The following is an 18993-nucleotide window of genomic DNA, read 5'->3' as shown; positions in this document are numbered from 1 at the left end:
AATAATTCGGATGAAATTTGCCCTATCGGGTAAATTTCTACGTTGGGATTTTCTTGAAAATCCCTGAGATATCATGTATCTCTATTTCGCTTGGCTTTTGTTCAGTTTTCAAAGAACTCCGATGTCCTTTTTCAGCGACTTTTTAATCATACCGAAATGAAATTAAAATGTCAACAACATTTCATGATTTTTTTAACCGCTCTTGGCGACAAGAAATAATATACCATGTCCCAAAAATAAAAGCAACACCCTTTTAAAAAAACTTAATAAAAAAAGATCTGACCTAAGGTAGTTATATGATTGCATACACCATATCTCCCACCTTCTCATCTGGTCAGACGCCAAAAATATTCATTCATAGTCAAAGCACAAATTCCTTAATAGCAATCAACAGCACAACCCCAGGTACACCTAACAATCCGGAAACAGCAGCTGTAACACCATTAATAGGAATGTGAAAGTCAACAAATTGGCCGAAGGTATTCACAAAGAACAGCATGAGTGCACCAATAACAAATTTAATAGCAACATTCCCTAAAAAGCGTACAGGTTTCATAGGCGCCCCCACTATCAAAAGAATCAAAACCAGACCAATAAGAACAGTAATTAAAATAACTGGATCCACCCTATCACCTCTTTAAGCTTGTCTTATTATCTTTTATGCAAGGAAAACAAAAAAAAGAACAAACCACTTACTTCAGTTTGTCCTTACTAGCTTGTCTGACTCTCGCTTCACGTATTAAAAATGTATAAATCGCTCCAGTTACTTTCGTACGATATAGTACCTCATCAGAAGGTTCTATACTTCGGTTAATTAATTGTTTTTCACTATCCAATTTCAACTTTGCTTCTTCAATAAGGGTAAATAGTTGAGCATTTTCTTCTTTTCTTAGCTTTTGTTTTTTTCGAAACAAGATACAATCCACCTTATTTAGTTCGTTTAAAACCAACTTAATAAATTGAAGTTCAGTGCAATTTTACGGGATTTCTCTCGCAACAAATACCTAATAGAAGGAAGATTATAGTTCCCGTCGTCCTTCTATCGCTCTAGAGAGTGTTACTTCATCAGCATATTCTAAGTCGCCACCAACTGGAAGGCCATGAGCAATGCGGGTCACTTTAATTCCCGTCGGCTTCACAAGTCTAGATATATACATTGCGGTTGCTTCTCCTTCTATTGTCGGGTTTGTTGCAATGATCACTTCTTGGATCGTGTCATCTTGAAGGCGTTTAAGCAGTTCCGGAATCTTAATGTCCTCAGGGCCAATCCCGTCCATCGGCGAAATCGCACCATGTAACACATGATAATCACCACGATATTCTTTCATTTTTTCCATCGCAATGACATCTTTCGCCTCTTGAACAACACAAACCAACGTTTTGTCCCGATGTTGGTCCTCACAAATGCGACAAGGATCTGAATCAGTAATATTGTGACAAACCGAGCAATATGTTAGGTTTCGTTTTGCATTTACTAACGCTTTTGCAAAGTCAAGAACGTCATCTTCCTTCATATCTAAAACAAAAAAGGCCAGGCGACTCGCCGTCTTTGGCCCGATACCTGGCAACTTCATAAATCCTTCAATTAATTTCGCTATCGGTTCAGGATACTGCAAAAAAGTCCCCTCCTAGAACATTCCAGGAATATTCATTCCTTTTGTGAATTTACCCATATCTTGTTCTACAAGTTCATCCACTTTTTTTAGCACTTCATTTGTCGCTGCTAAAACTAAGTCTTGCAACATATCGACATCATCAGGATCGACAACATCTTCAGATATTTTCACATCTAGAATACGCTTGTCCCCACTCGCTACAACTGTTACCATCCCACCACCGGCAGTTGCTTCAACTGTTTTTTCCTTTAACTCCTCTTGCGCTTTTGCCATTTGCTTTTGCATCTTCTGCATTTGTTTCATCATATTGCCCATGTTTTTCATTATAAAACTCCTCCTTATTATCCATCTGTTATTTCAATGAACTCTTCTCCAACCAACTTTACTGCTTCTTCTATTAAATCATCTTTTGTTGTTTCTTTTACAGAACCTTTTTGCTCAGCTACATATTCTGCTTTCACTTTTTCCCAGTCTAATTGAAGAAGTGTTACAAAAGTTGATTGTCCAGAAAGTGTATCTAGAAGAATTCCTTCTAACACTTCACGGAACTTCGTATCCATCATATCACGATGCATTTCATTTTGAAACGCTAGCACCACCGCAGAAACTGAAGCTGCAACCGGTTTACAATCACTAAGCCACGCATGAGCTGGAACACTTTGAGTTTTCACTCGTTCCATTACATCTCCCCATCTCGCTGTGACCATCTGTAATTGTTTTTTATCGGCACCTTTCAACGTTTCTTTCACTTTTCCCGTTGACCCTCTTGATTGCACAGTTGTTTTCTTCATGCGACGCTGCTGTTTTTGAGGTTGCACTTCATTCGAAACGACGGCTCCGTTACCAGAACGAACATCTTCTAATTTCTTTTCGAGCGTTTCAACTTTAGTACGCAATTGATCTACTTCACTTGAAGAAATAGAAGCAACTACAGTTTCTTTCGTTTGTTGATTAACTAATTTTAATAAAGCTAACTCTAAAAAGATTTTAGGGTGAGCAGACCATTTCATTTCTTGCTGGCTCTCATTTAGCGATTCAATCGTGGCATATAACCAACTTGAATCCAATTGGTTTGTTAACTCCCTAAATCGATCATCAACTTTTGCTCTTTCTAACAATTCTTCAGCTTGTGGCGCATGTTTAAATAGCAACAAGTCACGAAAATAATAAATAAGATCTTCAACAAAACGATTAGGATCTTTCCCTTCTTGCATTAACTGCTCAAGTTGCTTTAACACCTCTACAGTATTACCTTCCTGAACAAATGATACAACATCGGATAACGCCTTCTGAGAAACAGCCCCCGTAACTGATAGTACATCTTCAAGTTTCAACTTGTCATCTGCAAATGAAATAGCTTGATCTAATAAACTCAAAGCATCACGCATACCACCTTCTGCAGCTCTTGCAATCATGAATAAAGCATCTTCATCAGCAACAACAGAATCATGGCTCATTATATATTGCATTCTTGAAACAATCGCCTGATTTGTAATTCTTTTAAAATCAAAACGTTGACATCTAGAAATGATCGTAAGTGGAATTTTATGCGGTTCTGTAGTAGCTAAAATGAACAGTACATGACTCGGCGGCTCTTCAAGTGTTTTTAACAAAGCATTAAACGCACCCGTTGAGAGCATGTGAACTTCATCTATAATGTACACTTTATAACGCACTTCACTCGGAGCAAATTTAACTTTGTCGCGAATATCACGAATTTCATCAACGCCATTGTTAGAAGCAGCATCTATCTCCATTACATCAACAATAGCACCGGATGTTATACCCAAACATGCAGAGCACTCATTACAAGGTTCTGCGACAGGCGCTTTTTCACAGTTAATCGCCTTAGCAATGATTTTAGCTGCACTCGTTTTACCAGTACCACGTGGACCGGAAAACAAATAGGCGTGGGATAATTTTTGTTGTAGCAGTGCATTTTGTAAAGTTTTAGTAATATGTTCTTGTCCAACAACATCCTTGAGTTGTTGCGGCCTCCAAACACGATACAACGCTCGATAGCCCACTCCCACATCCTCCTCTAATTTATCACTTCTTTCTATTATAGCGATTAATGACCTTTTTTTAAAGTATGTAGTTAAGAGAGGAGTCAGACCTCGGGAAATATTTAATTATTCCCGGGGGTCTGACCCCTCATTTTCCTCTTTTTTAACAAAAAAGGCAACTACGCGAACGTAGTTGCCTTTTATATAAAATTGATACCGTGCACCCTCTGTTGATAATGCCAACACGGGCGTTACCTAAGCAGTTAGCTCGGCCCAGGCGACTCTGCGGCACACGGAAGGGGCCACTTACTGCTGCTTCCTTCCGGACCTGACAGGGTTCATGGGTTTCCGTTGCGCAGAACCCAAGCGTCAACACCACTTACTTAGGTCAGACCCCGCGTTGACAAAACCTCGAGAGGGGATTCAGCCTCGCTATAGCGGATTGCGAGTACAGGGCACCGCTACCTCCCCACCTAGCACGGCAAATTGTATAACGTAGTTAGTCACGTCTTAGTGACGCAATACCTAGTATAGATGGTTTGTTCCAAAAATGCAACTGTAACAAATTGGGAATCAATTTAATCCTTGTTTCTCTTGCTGTTCTTGCTTTTTTCTTCGTCTTAAATTCCGAAAAAATGAGGTTAGGATCGAACTACACTCCTCTTGCAAACAACCAGAAACTACTTGTGTCTGATGATTAAACCGAGGTTCATCTAATAAATTCATTAATGTTCCAGCACAACCCGCTTTTGGGTCAGGCGCACCGAAGACAACTTTATTAATCCTAGATTGAACAATTGCACCTGCACACATCGGACAAGGCTCTAATGTTACATATAATGTACAATCAAGCAGCCTCCAACTTCCTAGCTTCTCACACGCTTCATTTATAACCGTAAGCTCAGCATGCGCTAATGCTTGTTGATCAATCTCTCTTCGATTATGGCCTTTTGCGATCACTTCGTCCCCTCGCACAAGAACAGCTCCGATCGGCACTTCTCCCAGCGCCTCTGCCTTACTTGCTTCTTCCAGTGCTAGTTTCATCCACTTCTCGTCGTTATTATTCATATTCTCACTCCAACTCTAAGTAAGAGAAATAAAAAACACCACCATCTCTGGTAGTGTATCATTAATATGTATGGCGGAGGAAGAGGGATTCGAACCCCCGCGCGGTTTAACCCGCCTGTCGGTTTTCAAGACCGATCCCTTCAGCCGGACTTGGGTATTCCTCCATTGCTGACAAAAGCAATTATATATAAACCAGGACAAGAATGCAAGTGATTTTTTAAAATCGCTCAAATAATATGCAATATTTCGTTTCTCACAATCGATAAAAATGACTTCCTTCCTATTAATAAGGAAGAAAGTCATTTTTAGAAACTATTGAACCGTTACATCATGCAGCCTAATAATCCCTGTTGCATCTTGCCACAAGCCTTGTACATTATCAGTAACACCTAACAAGAATGTTTGGTGATGGATGTACAGCATTGGAGCTTCTTCAACTAAGATATCTTGAGCTTCTCTATACAACGCAGCACGCTCATCCGGATCTGGATTTTGACGTGCTTGATCTAAAATGTCGTCAAGCTCATCATTAGCAATGAATGTTCGGTTTCCTGGATCACCATGGTTGTTTGAATGGAATAAAGCATACATTCCATAATCAGCATCACCTGTTACAGTAGACCAACCAAGAACAAACATATCATGCTCACCAGCAGAAGTGTTCTCTAGGTAAGCACCCCACTCTAATACTTGAACACTAACATCGATACCGATTTTTGTTAACTCAGCTTGAACGAATTCGGCAGCTTGAACACGCTCAGGAGTGTCATTAGTCCAAATCGTTGTTTCAAAGCCATCTTCAAAACCAGCTTCAGCTAATAAAGCTTGTGCTTCTTCTAAATTATACTCAAGTCCTGATACTGTTTCATCATAACCGAATACATTTGGAGCTAAAGGACCTTCAGCAGGAATTCCAGCACCATCATAAATACCTTCTACAATTACATCTTTATCAATCGCCATTGAGATCGCTTGACGAACTCTCGGATCATCAAAAGGTTCTTTTTGGGTATTAAAGCCGATATACGATAAGCTAACACTTGGTTGACTATTTACAAACATTCCATCAGAACCCTCTACGCGCGCTACATCAGATGGGCTTAAAGGATCTGTAATATGAGCCGCACCCGTTTCAAGGTTCGCAATACGAGTTTGTCCTTCAGGAACAACCTCGAACGTAACTGCATCTAACTTCGCAGGCTCTCCCCAATACTCTTCATTCTTCACTAACTTGATATTAGTACCAGGATTCCACTCTTCAAATTTAAAGAATCCAGTTCCAATTGGCCCTTCATTGATGATCGTTCCAGGATTTTCGCCATTAGCCATTGCTTCATAATCCGCTTCAATCAACTCACCAGAAATCATCCCACCACCGTTATGAGCTAAATGTGCTGGTAATGGAGCAAATGGGTATTCCGTAGAAATACGAACTGTATGCTCGTCCACTACTTCGACATCAGTAATCATTTCATAGATAAAAGAACGAGGTGAAGCAACATCTGGATCTAATACACGATCAAGGTTTGCTTTTACAACTTCTGCAGTAAAGTCTGAACCATCATGGAATTTAACACCTTCACGAAGGTAAAATTCCCATGTTGTATCATCAATCATTTCCCAATCTTCTGCAAGACCAGGTTGTAACTCCATGTCTTCGTCTTGAGTAACTAATTGCTCATAAATGTTTTGCGCAATATTACTTGACGGAGTATCGTTCGACCCATGAGGATCAAGCGATTGAGCATCTGATTGCATCGCGATGATTAATTCACCACCCTCAGTTGCTTCAACAGCCTCTTCTCCTTCTTCAGAATCAGGCGTTGCGTCAGGCTCACTTGCACAAGCAGCCATAAATAAACTGAACGCTAGTACAACAGCCAAAAAGATAAATGAATTTTTTGACATTTTCATCTAATTAACCCCCATTTTGCATTTTTTATGATTTTTTAACCAATATCAATATAACTTAATCATTTGGTGAACACAAGTATAAAATACACAAAATTATTTTATTAGTAAAGTAATTTAATTTTACAGAATATATAATTATTCAGATTTTTTTGTATTAACCAACACTTTCTATTAAAAACTTCTTTTTTTCGATAAATTTCATTATATTCCAATAGAAATCTCCCCATTGTAAATACTGATAAGAGTGATATAATAAAAATTTGTGATATAGTGTTTTATCTTGTCGAATGCACATGAATATTCAGATAAGATTGAAATGTAAATTTTATATAGAAAGGAAGTAAATTTTATGAGCGAACAAACTGTTAATAACGCTAAAACATCAAGCAGTCCACCAAATCCAACTGTTCAAAGATGGCAAGGCTTCTTTAAAAAGTTAAGAAAGAATAAAGCAGCTATGGTCGGTGGTTTACTCATTCTCTTCTTTATTATTGTAGCGATTATCGGGCCGTACTTTGCTCCGTATGATCCAAATGTCCAAAATCATGTCAATAAACTTGCTGGACCTTCTGCAGAACATTGGTTCGGTACCGACCATCATGGACGAGATATATTCAGCCGAATTATTCACGGAATGTCCATAACATTATATGTAGGTTTCTTCTCAGTAATTATTGGTGCTGCCATTGGTATATTTCTCGGTATTGTCGCTGGTTATTACGGAGGTCGTACCGATGCAATTATTATGCGTATTATGGATGTCCTTTTAGCATTCCCTGGTATCTTACTTGCATTAGCGATTGTTAGTGTATTAGGTGGAAGTTTAACAAATGTAATCATCGCTGTTGGTATATTCTCTATACCTGTTTTTGCACGTATTGTAAGAGGATCAACTCTTTCTGTACGCAAACTTGAATATATTGATGCAATGAGAGCATTAGGCGCAAGTGATGGGCGTATTATTTTCAAACACATTTTACCGAATGTAACCTCTCCGTTAATTGTTCAGGCTACATTAAGTATTGCAACTTCTATTCTAACAGCAAGTGGTCTGTCATTCTTAGGAATGGGAGCTCAACCTCCTACACCAGAGTGGGGAGCAATGTTAAGTGGAGGAAGAGATTATATGTGGGGTGCTCCTCATGTTGCTTTTTTTCCAGGTGTAGCGATTGTCATTGTTGTTTTAGCTTTCAATATCTTTGGTGATGGCTTGAGAGATGCATTAGATCCAAAAATGAAAAACTAGAAAGAGGTGCAAAAAAATGTTTCAATTTATCCTGCGTCGTCTTATCCAGACGATTCCTGTGTTAATAGGTGTTACAATTCTTACATTTAGCTTGATGCACCTCATTCCTGGTGATCCGGCTCAAATCATGGCAGGTGAAACTGCTTCTCCACAACAAATTGAGCAAATGCGTGATAGATTAGGCTTAAATGATCCTCTTCCGGTTCAATATATGAATTATGTTACAGGCGCTATTCAAGGTGATCTTGGTAATTCGATTCGAAGTGGACGAGACGTTTCAAGCGAGATCGGAGCTCGTTTTTGGGTGACGATGGAACTTGCCATATACAGTACGATCTTAAGTGTATTTATTGGGTTAATAGCTGGGGTTATTTCAGCAACTAAACATTACACACTTACAGATGTTATTATTATGATTATCGCTTTATTCGGGCTATCGATGCCAAACTTCTGGCTCGGTCTTATGTTAATTCAATGGTTTGCAATCGGGATGGATATAGGTCCGATTAATACAGGTTGGTTTGCGGCTTCAGGTTGGGGGTCATGGCAACAAATCGTCTTGCCTGTTGTTACTCTAGGTACAGCTGGTGCAGCTATCATTGCCCGTATGACACGTTCAAGCATGCTAGAAGTTGTCGGACAAGATTATATCCGTACAGCTCGTGCTAAAGGTGTGAAAGAAGGAGTTGTCATTTATCGACACGCTCTAAAAAATGCCATGATACCAGTAGTAACAGTTGTTGGTCTCCAATTTGGAGCTTTACTTGGTGGAGCTGTATTAACGGAAATGGTATTTGCCGTTAACGGCATGGGGCGTTTAATCATTGACGCTATTCGTGCACGTGACTTCCCTATTGTTCAAGGAACTGTACTTGTGTTTGCGTTGATATTCGTTTTAGTTAACTTATTTGTAGATATTGCGTATCGCTTATTAAATAAACGTATTGATTTAAATTAACTTTTTAGCATTACTATATGTAGAAAGGTGTGAAACCCTATGACGACAAAGATCGACAACAAGGATGAAACAATTCTTGAAATTCGTGACCTTCGCACTTCGTTTTTTACAGAACAATTTGAGGTGAAAGCTGTCGATGGTGTCACTTTTTCTGTACCTAAAGGAAAGACACTAGGGGTTGTTGGTGAGTCAGGTTCTGGGAAGAGTATTACATCACTTTCAATTCTAAGACTAATCCAAAATCCTGGGAAAGTCGTAGGCGGTCAGATCCTTTTCAAAGGGGATGACCTTCTTCAAAAGACAGAAGCCCAAATGAGAAAAATTCGTGGGAACGAAATTTCAATGATTTTCCAAGAACCTATGACGTCTCTAAACCCCGTTTATACAGTTGGGCAGCAAATTGGTGAAGCATTTCAAATTCATGAGAAATTAAATAAAAAACAAGCGATTAAACGCTCAATAGATATGTTAAAGCTGGTTGGTATTCCATCTCCTGAACAGCGTGTGCATCAATATCCACATGAACTTTCAGGTGGGATGCGTCAACGTGTGATGATTGCTATGGCCTTAGCATGTAATCCTGAATTACTCATTGCCGATGAGCCAACGACGGCGTTAGATGTTACGATACAAGCTCAGATATTAGAATTAATGAAAGACTTACAAGATCGTTTAGGTATGTCTATTATTATGATCACTCATGACCTTGGTGTTGTTGCAGAAACATGTGATTATGTAGCGGTAATGTATTGTGGGAAAGTAGTAGAATATGCTTCGGTCGATGAATTGTTCCGTAACCCACGCCACCCTTACACAGTCGGATTGCTAAACTCTTTGCCTCGTCATGATATCGATCTAGAAGACGAAGAGTTATCTGTTATTAAAGGTGCCGTACCAAGTCCTGCAGATATGCCAATTGGATGTCGCTTTGCGCCCCGTTGTCCTTATTCAAGTGATATATGTGTAGAACGCCTCCCTAATTTAGAGGAAGATGAAAATGGCATGCAAATTCGTTGTTGGATCTACTCAGAGGAGTGGGATGGCGATCCGGAGGTGAACGTGTATGAAAAACGAACTACTGAAAGTTAAAGATCTTAAGCAATACTTTCCGATTAAAGGTGGTATTTTAGGTCGTACTGTTAACAATGTAAAAGCTGTTGATGGTGTGACATTTACCGTATATGAAGGGGAAACCGTTAGTATCGTAGGTGAATCCGGTTGTGGGAAATCAACAACCGGTAGAGCCATTCTAAGATTAGATGAACCAACAGCAGGTGAAGTCGTTTTTGATGGTGAGGACCTACTTTCTCTAAATAAAAAGCAAATGAGAAAGAAGCGTAAAGATCTGCAGATTATATTCCAAGATCCATATGCTTCAATCAATCCACGTCAAACAGTAAGACAAATACTTGAAGAAGCATTAGAAATTCAAAATGTTGTTCCACCTGAAAAACGTTCTGAGAAAATTCGTGATTTAATGGAGACAGTCGGACTTGGTGCGCATCAAGCTGATCGTTTCCCTCATGAGTTTAGTGGTGGTCAACGTCAACGTATCGGGATTGCGCGAGCATTATCGGTTGATCCAAAGTTAATCATCTGTGATGAAGCTGTATCGGCATTAGACGTTTCTATTCAAGCACAAGTATTGAACTTATTGAAAAAATTGCAGAAGGACTTTCAGCTTACGTATTTGTTTATCTCACATGATTTAGGGGTTGTACGTCATATTTCTGACCGAGTAATTGTTATGTATCTTGGACGAATTGTGGAAATCGGTGATAAAACATCGGTTTTTGATAACCCACAACATCCATATACAAAAGCACTACTATCAGCAATTCCTGTACCGGATCCAAATAAGAAAAAAGAACGTATCATCTTAAAAGGCGATGTACCTTCGCCAATCAATCCTCCATCAGGCTGTCGTTTCCACACACGTTGCCCGTTTGCAACAGACCTATGTAAAACTGATACGCCGGAATTGAAAGCAGAAGGTTACATGAAAGAAGGCCATCTAGCTGCATGTCACTACATGGATGAGATCGAATCAGGCAAACATAAACCGAAATACTAGAGAACACAAAAAACAGACCAAAGTGCGCGGTCTGTTTTTTGTGTTCTCTAAGCAATGAGCGTAGCCGGCGTTTTGTCTTTAGGCTTTTGAGTGGTCTTCTCAAAAGCCGTACGCCGTGCGCAGCCATTGCCACCTTCACTCTATATTCGGGACGTGGGTTTTTTTTCTCATAACAATAGCACTTCCTCGTTATATCTTTAGGCTTTTGAACGCTCTTCTCAAAAGCCGTACGCCGTGCGCAGCCATTGCCACCTTCCTGCTCTAACCAAAAAACCCAGACTGCATACAATATGCAGTCTGGGTTTTCCACTCTATTTAGCTGTAATCTTTTCTACGTTCCCCATATATGGACGCAATACTTTCGGGATTGTTATCGTTCCATCTTCTTCTTGATAATTCTCTAAGATAGCTGCGACTGTACGGCCAACTGCAAGACCAGACCCATTTAAAGTATGAACAAACTCTGGCTTCGCCTTTGGTTCAGGGCGATACTTAATATTGGCACGACGAGCCTGAAAATCCTCAAAGTTACTACAAGAAGAAATCTCACGGTATGAGTCGTTACTTGGGATCCATACTTCAATATCGTATTTCTTTGCTGCCGTAAAGCCTAAATCTGCTGTACACATACTTAATACTCTGTATGGCAATTCAAGCAGCTGCAAGACCTTTTCAGCGTGTCCAGTCAACACTTCTAACGTTTCATAAGAGTCTTCAGGTTTAACAAAACGTACAAGTTCTACTTTGTTAAATTGGTGTTGACGAATTAATCCTCGTGTATCACGACCTGCAGAGCCAGCCTCAGAACGGAAATTGGCACTATAAGCTGTATACGCACGTGGTAAATCATCAGCTGCTAGTATTTCATCACGATGTAAGTTCGTCACCGGCACTTCAGCAGTAGGAATTAGAAAATACTCTTGGTCTTGGATTTTAAATGCATCCTCTTCAAACTTAGGAAGCTGTCCTGTACCTGTCATACTCGCACGGTTAACCATATAAGGTGGTAGTACTTCCTCATAACCATGCTCATCTTGATGCAAGTCCATCATAAAGTTAATCAAAGCGCGTTCTAAGCGTGCACCTATTCCCTTATAGAAGACAAAGCGACTACCGGTTACTTTAGAGGCCCGTTCAAAATCGAGGATGCCAAGTTCTGTTCCTAAGTCCCAGTGAGCTTTCGTTTCAAAGCCAAAAGAACGAACCTCTCCCCATTTGCGAACTTCAACATTATCATCCTCTGTATCACCAACCGGTACACTTTCATGAGGAATGTTTGGAATCGTAAGCAGTATTCCTTCAAGATCTGCCTCTACACTACGTAACTGCTCATCAAGCGACTTAATCTTCTCGGAAACCTCTTTTGTTTCTTTAATTAAGTGATCAGCATCCTGTTTCTCGCGCTTTAATTGCGCTACTTCTTGAGACACTTGATTACGTCTGCTCTTAAGTTCTTCTACTTCAACAATAATTGTACGACGCTTTTCATCTAATTCTTCGAAATGATCAAGACCTGAAATATCTTCGCCTCTTGTCGCAAGTCTTGTCTTTATATCGTTAAAATCTTTACGCAAACGTTTAATATCTAACATTGGTTATCCTCCTCTTGTCTTATGTTTCCTATTCTACCAAATTACAAAGCAGATAAACATCCATGAGATCTGCTCCTGATACAGAAATATAGTCATTTAAAATTTTCTCCATAAAAAAATGCCCTCCCCCCTTCTATATTAGAAGGGACGAGAGCACCCGCGTTACCACCCTTGTTGCCTAGGTATTAGGACCGCTCTTCCCTAATACCTAAATACCACTCTAGCACTTAACGGCTGCTTACCGAGAAGATTTCATACTTCTGCTCAAAGGTGGATTCCATACAAGTACTGACTGGTTCACACCTGCCACCAGCTCTCTGCACAGCACGTTGTATGTACTAATCCTCATCTACGTTTTTACTTTATTGTTGTCTTGCTTGTTCTACAATCGAAACAAAGAATTGATGAAAACGATGATCATCAGTCAATTCTGGATGAAATGAGCATGCAAGGAAGTTACCTTGTCTTGCAGCAACAATTTCATCACCATACTTTGAAAGTACTTGTACATCTTCACCGACGTTTAAAATAAGTGGAGCACGAATGAAGACTGCACGTATATCTTCGCCTACGCCTGCAACATGAAGGTCCGTCTCGAAACTCTCACGTTGACGCCCAAATGCATTACGCTGCACTTTCATATCAATAACAGCTAAATGTCCGTCATCTTGCCCTTCGATCTGACCAGCCATTAATATAGCACCTGCACACGTTCCAAACATCGGTTTGCCTTGAGCTGCAAATTCTTTTAATGGTTCAAAGAAACCATAAAGATTAATGAGCCGGCGCATCGTTGTACTTTCTCCACCAGGTAATACTAAACCATCTAAGTCATCGAGTTGCTCAACTTTTTTTACAACAACGATTTCTGTATTTGGAGCCTCAAGGCATTTTACATGCTCTCTAACTGCTCCTTGTAATGCTAATACACCTATTTTAACCATTATGGATCCTTTCCCTTACAAAAAAGTCAAGCTTACCAGCCACGCTCTTGCATGCGCTCACTTGGGTTAAGAGTTGAAATTTCAATTCCCTTCATTGCTGTTCCAAGTCCTTTTGAAAGCTCAGCAATTAATGCATAGTCTTCATAGTGAGTTGTTGCTTCCACAATAGCACGAGCAAATTTTTCAGGGTTATCTGATTTGAAGATACCAGAACCAACAAATACTCCGTCTGCACCTAACTGCATCATTAATGCAGCATCTGCAGGAGTTGCTACACCACCGGCTGCAAAGTTAACAACAGGTAGTTTACCCGTTTCTTTAATTTGTAACAAAAGGTCAAATGATGCACCAAGGTTTTTCGCTTCTGTCATAAGCTCATCAGTAGACATTTGTTTTACTTTGTTGATTTGGCCTTGAATCATACGCATATGACGAACAGCCTCAACGATATTTCCTGTTCCAGGTTCACCTTTTGTACGAATCATTGACGCACCTTCACCAATACGACGTGAAGCTTCTCCTAAGTCACGTGCGCCACATACGAATGGAACAGTGAAATCACGCTTGTACAAATGGAATACTTCATCTGCTGGTGTTAACACTTCACTCTCGTCGATATAGTCAACACCCATCGCTTCAAGTACACGTGCTTCAACAATATGACCGATACGTGCTTTCGCCATTACTGGGATTGAAACTGCACCTAGTACTTCTTCTACGATTGTTGGATCTGCCATACGCGCTACTCCACCTGCAGCACGAATATCAGCTGGTACACGCTCAAGTGCCATAACAGCAACTGCACCTGCAGCTTCAGCAATCTTTGCTTGTTCAGCGTTGATAACGTCCATGATGACGCCACCTTTTTGCATTTCTGCCATACCTCTTTTTACTCTGTCTGTACCTGTTTGACTCATTTGTATATCCTCCTATACCGTTCTTATCGAAATTGAATGATTATCCTTCATTAGTATACCTTAAAACGAGCTTTTTCGCATAAATTTTCAGTATTTTATTTTAGCATAAAAGGGTCCCCCGTAAAAAGGACCCTTTTTTTGTATTTTATGAGAACCAACCTTTAACTGTATCTGCTGCACCATTCCAAACACCAGAAAAGAAGCCACCAATTGCACGCATTGTCATTGAGAACCAACCTGCTTTTTCAACAGCAACATCAGTTACAACAGGTACCTCTGCGCGCTGATACCCATATAAGAATTCCTCATCACTCTCTCCTGTATACACAAGGCTAAGAGTTCCAACCTCCGTACCTGCTTCAAACGGGGCAACAAGTTCACCATCTTCATTTAACAAGTCACTGTTTAAAATCAATTCAGTTGCGTATAAATCTTCTTCTCCATTTCTGATAACGGTTGAAAGAGGATCAACACTTGAAATGGTTACTTCACTTTCTTTACCTGCAGCAACAGGGACAACTCCTACTCCTTCAGGTGAGTAACCTGCATCAATTAACTCAACATGAGTAAAACTATTAAAACCATGATCTAATAACTTTTTCGTTTCATTAAAGCGATCATCGCGTGTTCCAGTACGCATTACAACAGAGATAAAACGCACACCGTCACGCTCTGCAGTTCCAGTGAAAGCATTTCCTGCAGCAGAAGTATAACCCGTTTTCAAACCGTCTATTCCTGGGTAATTATGTTGTGGCTCAATACCTTCTAACATCCAGTTCCAGTTACGCATATCAATGATGGTATCATCATCAGCTTGGAACGGCAAAGTAGGGATACTCGCTGTATCTAAAACTTCTGGATAGTCATTAATTAGATGGTAAGCAAGTTTTGCTGTCGCTCGTGCTGACATCATATTTTCAGCATTTTCACCAGTTCCGTCAGGGTGGTTACCTAGCAAATCAGAATTGTTCAATCCTGTTGTATTAACAAAATCATAATCTTCTAAACCAAGTTCTTCGCCTTTTTCATTCATCATTCTTACAAATTCAGTTTCAGAACCTGCAATTAGTTCAGCTAATGCGATCGTTGATGCATTGGCTGAGTAAATCGCTACAGATTCATACAAGCTCTCTACTTGATAGGAGTAATCCTGACGCAAAGGAACATTTGAAAGATCTGTGTAAAGAGACAAAGCCCTTACATAATCACTAATTGGAACTTCCTGATCCCAAGTAATTTCCTCTTGAGCAATTGCCTCAAGTATTAGATACTCACTCATCATTTTTGTCATACTTGCAGTCGGAAGAATAGCATCTATATTTTTCTGATACAAGATTTTTCCTGTTTGTGCATCTACTAGAATAGCAGACTCTGCATCTAAATCAAATGATGCACTTGCTTTAGTAGGCTGTATTGCAAAAGTGAAAACTACCACTAACATGAGCAGTAATGATAGTGTCTTTTTATACAATAATTGATTCAATCTAATCCCTCCACACCTTTTCACATAGAGGTAATTTTAACACAACTATCAAAAAAAAAATAGATAGAGAAAGTTCTATCTATTTTCCATTTAAAGGTTTTTATTTAATTGATTTGTTTTCTTATAGTGAGTAGTTTGGAGCCTCTTTGGTGATTTGTACATCATGTGGGTGACTTTCTACTAAACCAGCACCTGTAATACGGATAAATTGGCCATTCTTTCTTAAATCATCAAGTGTAGCTGTACCACAGTATCCCATCCCGGCACGAATTCCACCGATCAACTGGTGAATTGTGTCATTAAGTGGCCCTTTGTATGGGATACGTCCCTCAATACCTTCTGGAACAAGCTTTTGTTGATTTTCCTGAAAATAACGATCTTTACTCCCTTTTTCCATTGCGCCAAGGGATCCCATGCCACGGTATACCTTAAACTGACGCCCCTGATAAATTTCACGTTCACCTGGACTTTCAGTAACACCAGCTAGAATACTTCCAAGCATTACAGCATGTCCACCTGCTGCAAGAGCCTTTACAATGTCTCCAGAGTATTTTATCCCACCATCTGCAATAATTGGAACACCATGCTTTTGCGCTTCAGTTGCACAGTCATAGACAGCAGTAATTTGAGGTACGCCAATTCCTGCAACTACACGAGTTGTACAAATAGAACCAGGACCAATCCCTACTTTAACGACATCTGCACCAGCTTCAATTAAATCACGTGTTGCATGTGCAGTCGCAACGTTTCCTGCAATGATCGTTAACTCAGGGTAGTTTGAACGTACTTCTTGAACCTTATCAAGTACTCCTTTAGAATGCCCGTGAGCTGTATCAATAACAATTGCATCCACACCAGCTTCCACTAATGCTTTAATACGAATATCGGCATCTGCAGAAACCCCGATTGCTGCACCAACAACAAGTCTTCCTTGAGAATCCTTAGCAGAGTTAGGGAATTCAATCACTTTCTCGATATCTTTAATTGTAATTAACCCTTTTAATGTACCTTCATCATCAACAAGAGGTAATTTTTCAATTTTATACTTTTGAAGTATTTTTTCTGCTTCATTTAACGTCGTGCCTACAGGAGCAGTAACAAGATTCTCTTTTGTCATTACTTCGTCAATTTGAATTGAGTAATCTTCAATGAAACGCAAATCACGATTGGTAATAATTCCTACAAGTTTTTGATTTTCATCAACAATCGGAACACCTGAAATACGGTATTTACCCATAAGGTGCTCAGCATCAAACACTTGGCGATCCTTCGTTAAATAAAATGGATCTGTAATAACGCCACTTTCTGAACGCTTTACAATTTCAACTTGCTCAGCTTGCATTTCTACAGACATATTTTTATGAATAATTCCAAGTCCACCTTCACGCGCCATCGCAATAGCCATTTTTGCTTCCGTAACTGTGTCCATCCCAGCACTAATAATCGGAATATTTAACTTTAAGTTTTTGCTTAGTGTTGTCTGTACAGATACATCGCGTGGTAAGATTTCTGATTTGCCTGGAATTAGAAGCACGTCATCGAAGGTTAAACCTTCTTTTTGAAATTTGTTTTCCCACATAATTCTGCCTCCCCAATCGTAATTTAACGAAAAATATTATTAGTAGCTTATCAATTGGACAAACTACTGTCAAGAATCGATATAATGTGCCACTTTTTAGAATATACTGAACAATAGGAGGTAAAGAATGACTCACCCACAATATGATTTATTTATCCCCTTTTATTCGGCCACCTACTCAAGAAAATTTTTAACAAAAAGATATGAACAAAGAGAACTTGCACAACCGAAGACAAAAAGTTACCAAGTGTGTTCATCCTTTATGTATCACCTGCAACATGGCCAGCTCTATTTTAACCAAGCAACCTTAGCACCGATTGAGATAAAACCAATTTTACTTTTTTATGGAACCGTTCAATTACTCAAAGCTTGTATTTTAACAACTGATCCTAACTATCCTGAAAATAGTCAGGTGCTCGCCCATGGTGTCACAACACGAAAAAGAAAAAAGGCGACATACCGTTTTTTAGATGATGAAGTAAAGATTCAAAAGAATGGACTCTTTGGACACTTTTTGAATAAAATGTTCCACATGAAACATTTGGAAGGTGATAAATTTCAAATGTTAACTTTATTCCGTCACATAGCCGACATGCATCAACTTTTTGATCGGTTAACTGGAGATAAACTCTTTTTTATTGGCGATAGGGACAGAAACGAATTGGTATTTTCATCGGAAGTACTGGACTCATACCATATGACGGCAAACCGTTTTGGGCAATACTTAGAGTCTCATATGAGTGAAATACAACAAGTTTCTGTCACAGAGAAACAAAACTCTTTAACCGTGCTTTACTCTAATCTGCCTTCTTTTCTTAACTCTTATCCTTTTCTTATTACTTATGAAGGCGAAGTTCACCTTTTAAAAAATAGGGATTACAATGAAGAATACAAATTACCTGAATTAGCGACACATTTCTTATTGCTCTATAATTTAAGTATGATTTGCAGGTATGAAGCAGAATGGTGGGGCGATTTAATTCACACTTTTGATGGCGTAGATTTCCCATACATTTCGCACTATCTAACTGTTGCTCAGCGTAAAATTCCATATATGATTTCACTATATTTAACATAACAGAGTGAAAGGATAATTCTTTCATTCTGTTTTATTTTAAGTGAATCAGCAACATAATATTTTTAGCATATGCTTTTGTTTTAGAATTTCCTGTACTTTATATTTGAAAACTCCTCCTTGAGTGAAGGTTAGTATTAAACTTGTTAATACCTGGCGCACCAAAGAAGTTAGTCGATATTCTCTCTTCCATTTCAGGAGTCTATTCAGGCGTATCTTCGACTGTATCGAACATTTTCTCTTCTCTCCTACGAGAAAGTCATTCATGAGGCTCATTCTAACGAAGTTTATTCATGCTGTTCTACGAAGAGTAACAGTTCGTCTTGGGCAATATGACGTATTTAAAGATGTTTCTCATGTATCCACCGACTCATACGAAGAAGATGTGTTTCTTCAGTCTAGAGCATGCTATTTTTGCACACTAAAAAAAGACAATCCATTGGATTGTCTTTTAACTGCCTGGCAACGTCCTACTCTCACAGGGGGAAGCCCCCAACTACCATCGGCGCAAAAGAGCTTAA

General features: G+C 39.3%; 18 protein-coding genes, 1 tRNA gene, 1 other RNA gene and 1 other annotated feature. Of the genes, 6 read left to right on the top strand and 14 right to left on the bottom strand.

Features of this window, described 5'->3' with window-relative positions:
• Window positions 1-361 precede the first annotated feature (361 nt).
• The 9 genes from AC1FXZ_RS21330 to AC1FXZ_RS21290 all read right to left on the bottom strand — a co-directional run bounded on the left by AC1FXZ_RS21330 (window position 362) and on the right by AC1FXZ_RS21290 (window position 6604).
• Entirely contained in the window at window positions 362-625 is a 264-nt protein-coding gene (locus tag AC1FXZ_RS21330) for a pro-sigmaK processing inhibitor BofA family protein (RefSeq protein ID WP_480057435.1), read from the bottom strand.
• A 67-nt stretch (window positions 626-692) separates the two neighbouring features.
• Complete coding sequence (locus tag AC1FXZ_RS21325; protein WP_480057433.1) at window positions 693-914, bottom strand: YaaL family protein; 222 nt, start codon at window positions 912-914, stop codon at window positions 693-695.
• Between the two features lie 105 nt (window positions 915-1019).
• The gene (gene recR, locus AC1FXZ_RS21320; RefSeq protein WP_480057431.1) at window positions 1020-1616 is read right to left on the bottom strand and encodes a recombination mediator RecR; all 597 of its coding nucleotides are present in this window, start codon (window positions 1614-1616) and stop codon (window positions 1020-1022) included.
• A 12-nt stretch (window positions 1617-1628) separates the two neighbouring features.
• Window positions 1629-1940, bottom strand: a complete 312-nt coding sequence (locus AC1FXZ_RS21315) for a YbaB/EbfC family nucleoid-associated protein (protein WP_480057429.1) — start codon at window positions 1938-1940, stop codon at window positions 1629-1631.
• Between the two features lie 17 nt (window positions 1941-1957).
• Window positions 1958-3643: a DNA polymerase III subunit gamma/tau gene (gene dnaX, locus AC1FXZ_RS21310; RefSeq protein ID WP_480057427.1), complete on the bottom strand. Its 1686-nt coding sequence runs from the start codon at window positions 3641-3643 to the stop codon at window positions 1958-1960.
• A gap of 195 nt (window positions 3644-3838) precedes the next feature.
• Window positions 3839-4104: signal recognition particle sRNA large type (gene ffs / locus AC1FXZ_RS21305), an RNA gene on the bottom strand.
• 91 nt (window positions 4105-4195) lie between these two features.
• Complete coding sequence (tadA, locus tag AC1FXZ_RS21300; RefSeq protein WP_480057425.1) at window positions 4196-4690, bottom strand: tRNA adenosine(34) deaminase TadA; 495 nt, start codon at window positions 4688-4690, stop codon at window positions 4196-4198.
• Between the two features lie 71 nt (window positions 4691-4761).
• Window positions 4762-4854 (bottom strand) — tRNA-Ser (locus AC1FXZ_RS21295).
• Between the two features lie 148 nt (window positions 4855-5002).
• Window positions 5003-6604, bottom strand: a complete 1602-nt coding sequence (locus AC1FXZ_RS21290) for a glutathione ABC transporter substrate-binding protein (RefSeq protein ID WP_480057423.1) — start codon at window positions 6602-6604, stop codon at window positions 5003-5005.
• Between the two features lie 349 nt (window positions 6605-6953).
• Here AC1FXZ_RS21290 and AC1FXZ_RS21285 point away from each other — a divergent pair, with 349 nt between their 5' ends.
• The 4 genes from AC1FXZ_RS21285 to AC1FXZ_RS21270 are packed head-to-tail and all read left to right on the top strand — an operon-like array spanning window position 6954 to window position 10882.
• A complete protein-coding gene (locus AC1FXZ_RS21285; protein ID WP_480057421.1) occupies window positions 6954-7850 on the top strand; it encodes an ABC transporter permease in 897 nt (298 codons plus the stop codon).
• Window positions 7851-7866: 16 nt separating this feature from the next.
• Window positions 7867-8808 (top strand): ABC transporter permease, encoded by a 942-nt coding sequence (locus tag AC1FXZ_RS21280; RefSeq protein WP_480057419.1) that lies wholly within the window; start codon window positions 7867-7869, stop codon window positions 8806-8808.
• A 39-nt stretch (window positions 8809-8847) separates the two neighbouring features.
• Entirely contained in the window at window positions 8848-9897 is a 1050-nt protein-coding gene (locus tag AC1FXZ_RS21275) for an ABC transporter ATP-binding protein (protein WP_480057417.1), read from the top strand.
• A complete protein-coding gene (locus AC1FXZ_RS21270) occupies window positions 9872-10882 on the top strand; it encodes an ABC transporter ATP-binding protein (protein ID WP_480057415.1) in 1011 nt (336 codons plus the stop codon). The genes AC1FXZ_RS21275 and AC1FXZ_RS21270 overlap by 26 nt, the downstream gene beginning before the upstream one ends.
• 311 nt (window positions 10883-11193) lie before the next feature.
• Here the strand turns inward: AC1FXZ_RS21270 and serS are convergent, their stop codons facing one another.
• From serS to guaB, 5 genes are all read right to left on the bottom strand, one after another.
• Entirely contained in the window at window positions 11194-12474 is a 1281-nt protein-coding gene (serS, locus tag AC1FXZ_RS21265) for a serine--tRNA ligase (protein ID WP_480057413.1), read from the bottom strand.
• Window positions 12475-12614: 140 nt separating this feature from the next.
• Window positions 12615-12835: a binding site (T-box leader), on the bottom strand.
• 1 nt (window position 12836) lies between these two features.
• Complete coding sequence (gene pdxT / locus AC1FXZ_RS21260; protein WP_480057411.1) at window positions 12837-13418, bottom strand: pyridoxal 5'-phosphate synthase glutaminase subunit PdxT; 582 nt, start codon at window positions 13416-13418, stop codon at window positions 12837-12839.
• A 32-nt stretch (window positions 13419-13450) separates the two neighbouring features.
• The gene (gene pdxS, locus AC1FXZ_RS21255) at window positions 13451-14335 is read right to left on the bottom strand and encodes a pyridoxal 5'-phosphate synthase lyase subunit PdxS (protein ID WP_480057409.1); all 885 of its coding nucleotides are present in this window, start codon (window positions 14333-14335) and stop codon (window positions 13451-13453) included.
• Window positions 14336-14480: 145 nt separating this feature from the next.
• Complete coding sequence (locus AC1FXZ_RS21250) at window positions 14481-15776, bottom strand: D-alanyl-D-alanine carboxypeptidase family protein (protein ID WP_480057437.1); 1296 nt, start codon at window positions 15774-15776, stop codon at window positions 14481-14483.
• Window positions 15777-15939: 163 nt separating this feature from the next.
• Entirely contained in the window at window positions 15940-17397 is a 1458-nt protein-coding gene (guaB, locus tag AC1FXZ_RS21245) for an IMP dehydrogenase (protein WP_480057407.1), read from the bottom strand.
• 127 nt (window positions 17398-17524) lie between these two features.
• Between guaB and AC1FXZ_RS21240 the strand changes: the two genes are divergently transcribed.
• Window positions 17525-18475 carry a YaaC family protein gene (locus AC1FXZ_RS21240; RefSeq protein ID WP_480057405.1) on the top strand — a complete coding sequence of 317 codons (951 nt, stop codon included), beginning with the start codon at window positions 17525-17527 and terminating at the stop codon, window positions 18473-18475.
• 262 nt (window positions 18476-18737) lie between these two features.
• A partial coding sequence (locus AC1FXZ_RS21235; protein ID WP_480057403.1) for a hypothetical protein occupies window positions 18738-18993 on the top strand: 256 nt, incomplete at its 3' end.

It is taken from the genome of Halalkalibacter sp. HAAS-P014 (assembly GCF_056619965.1).
The sequence above is the reverse complement of the archived record's forward strand: the minus strand, read 5'-3'. Positions and strand labels throughout refer to the sequence as shown.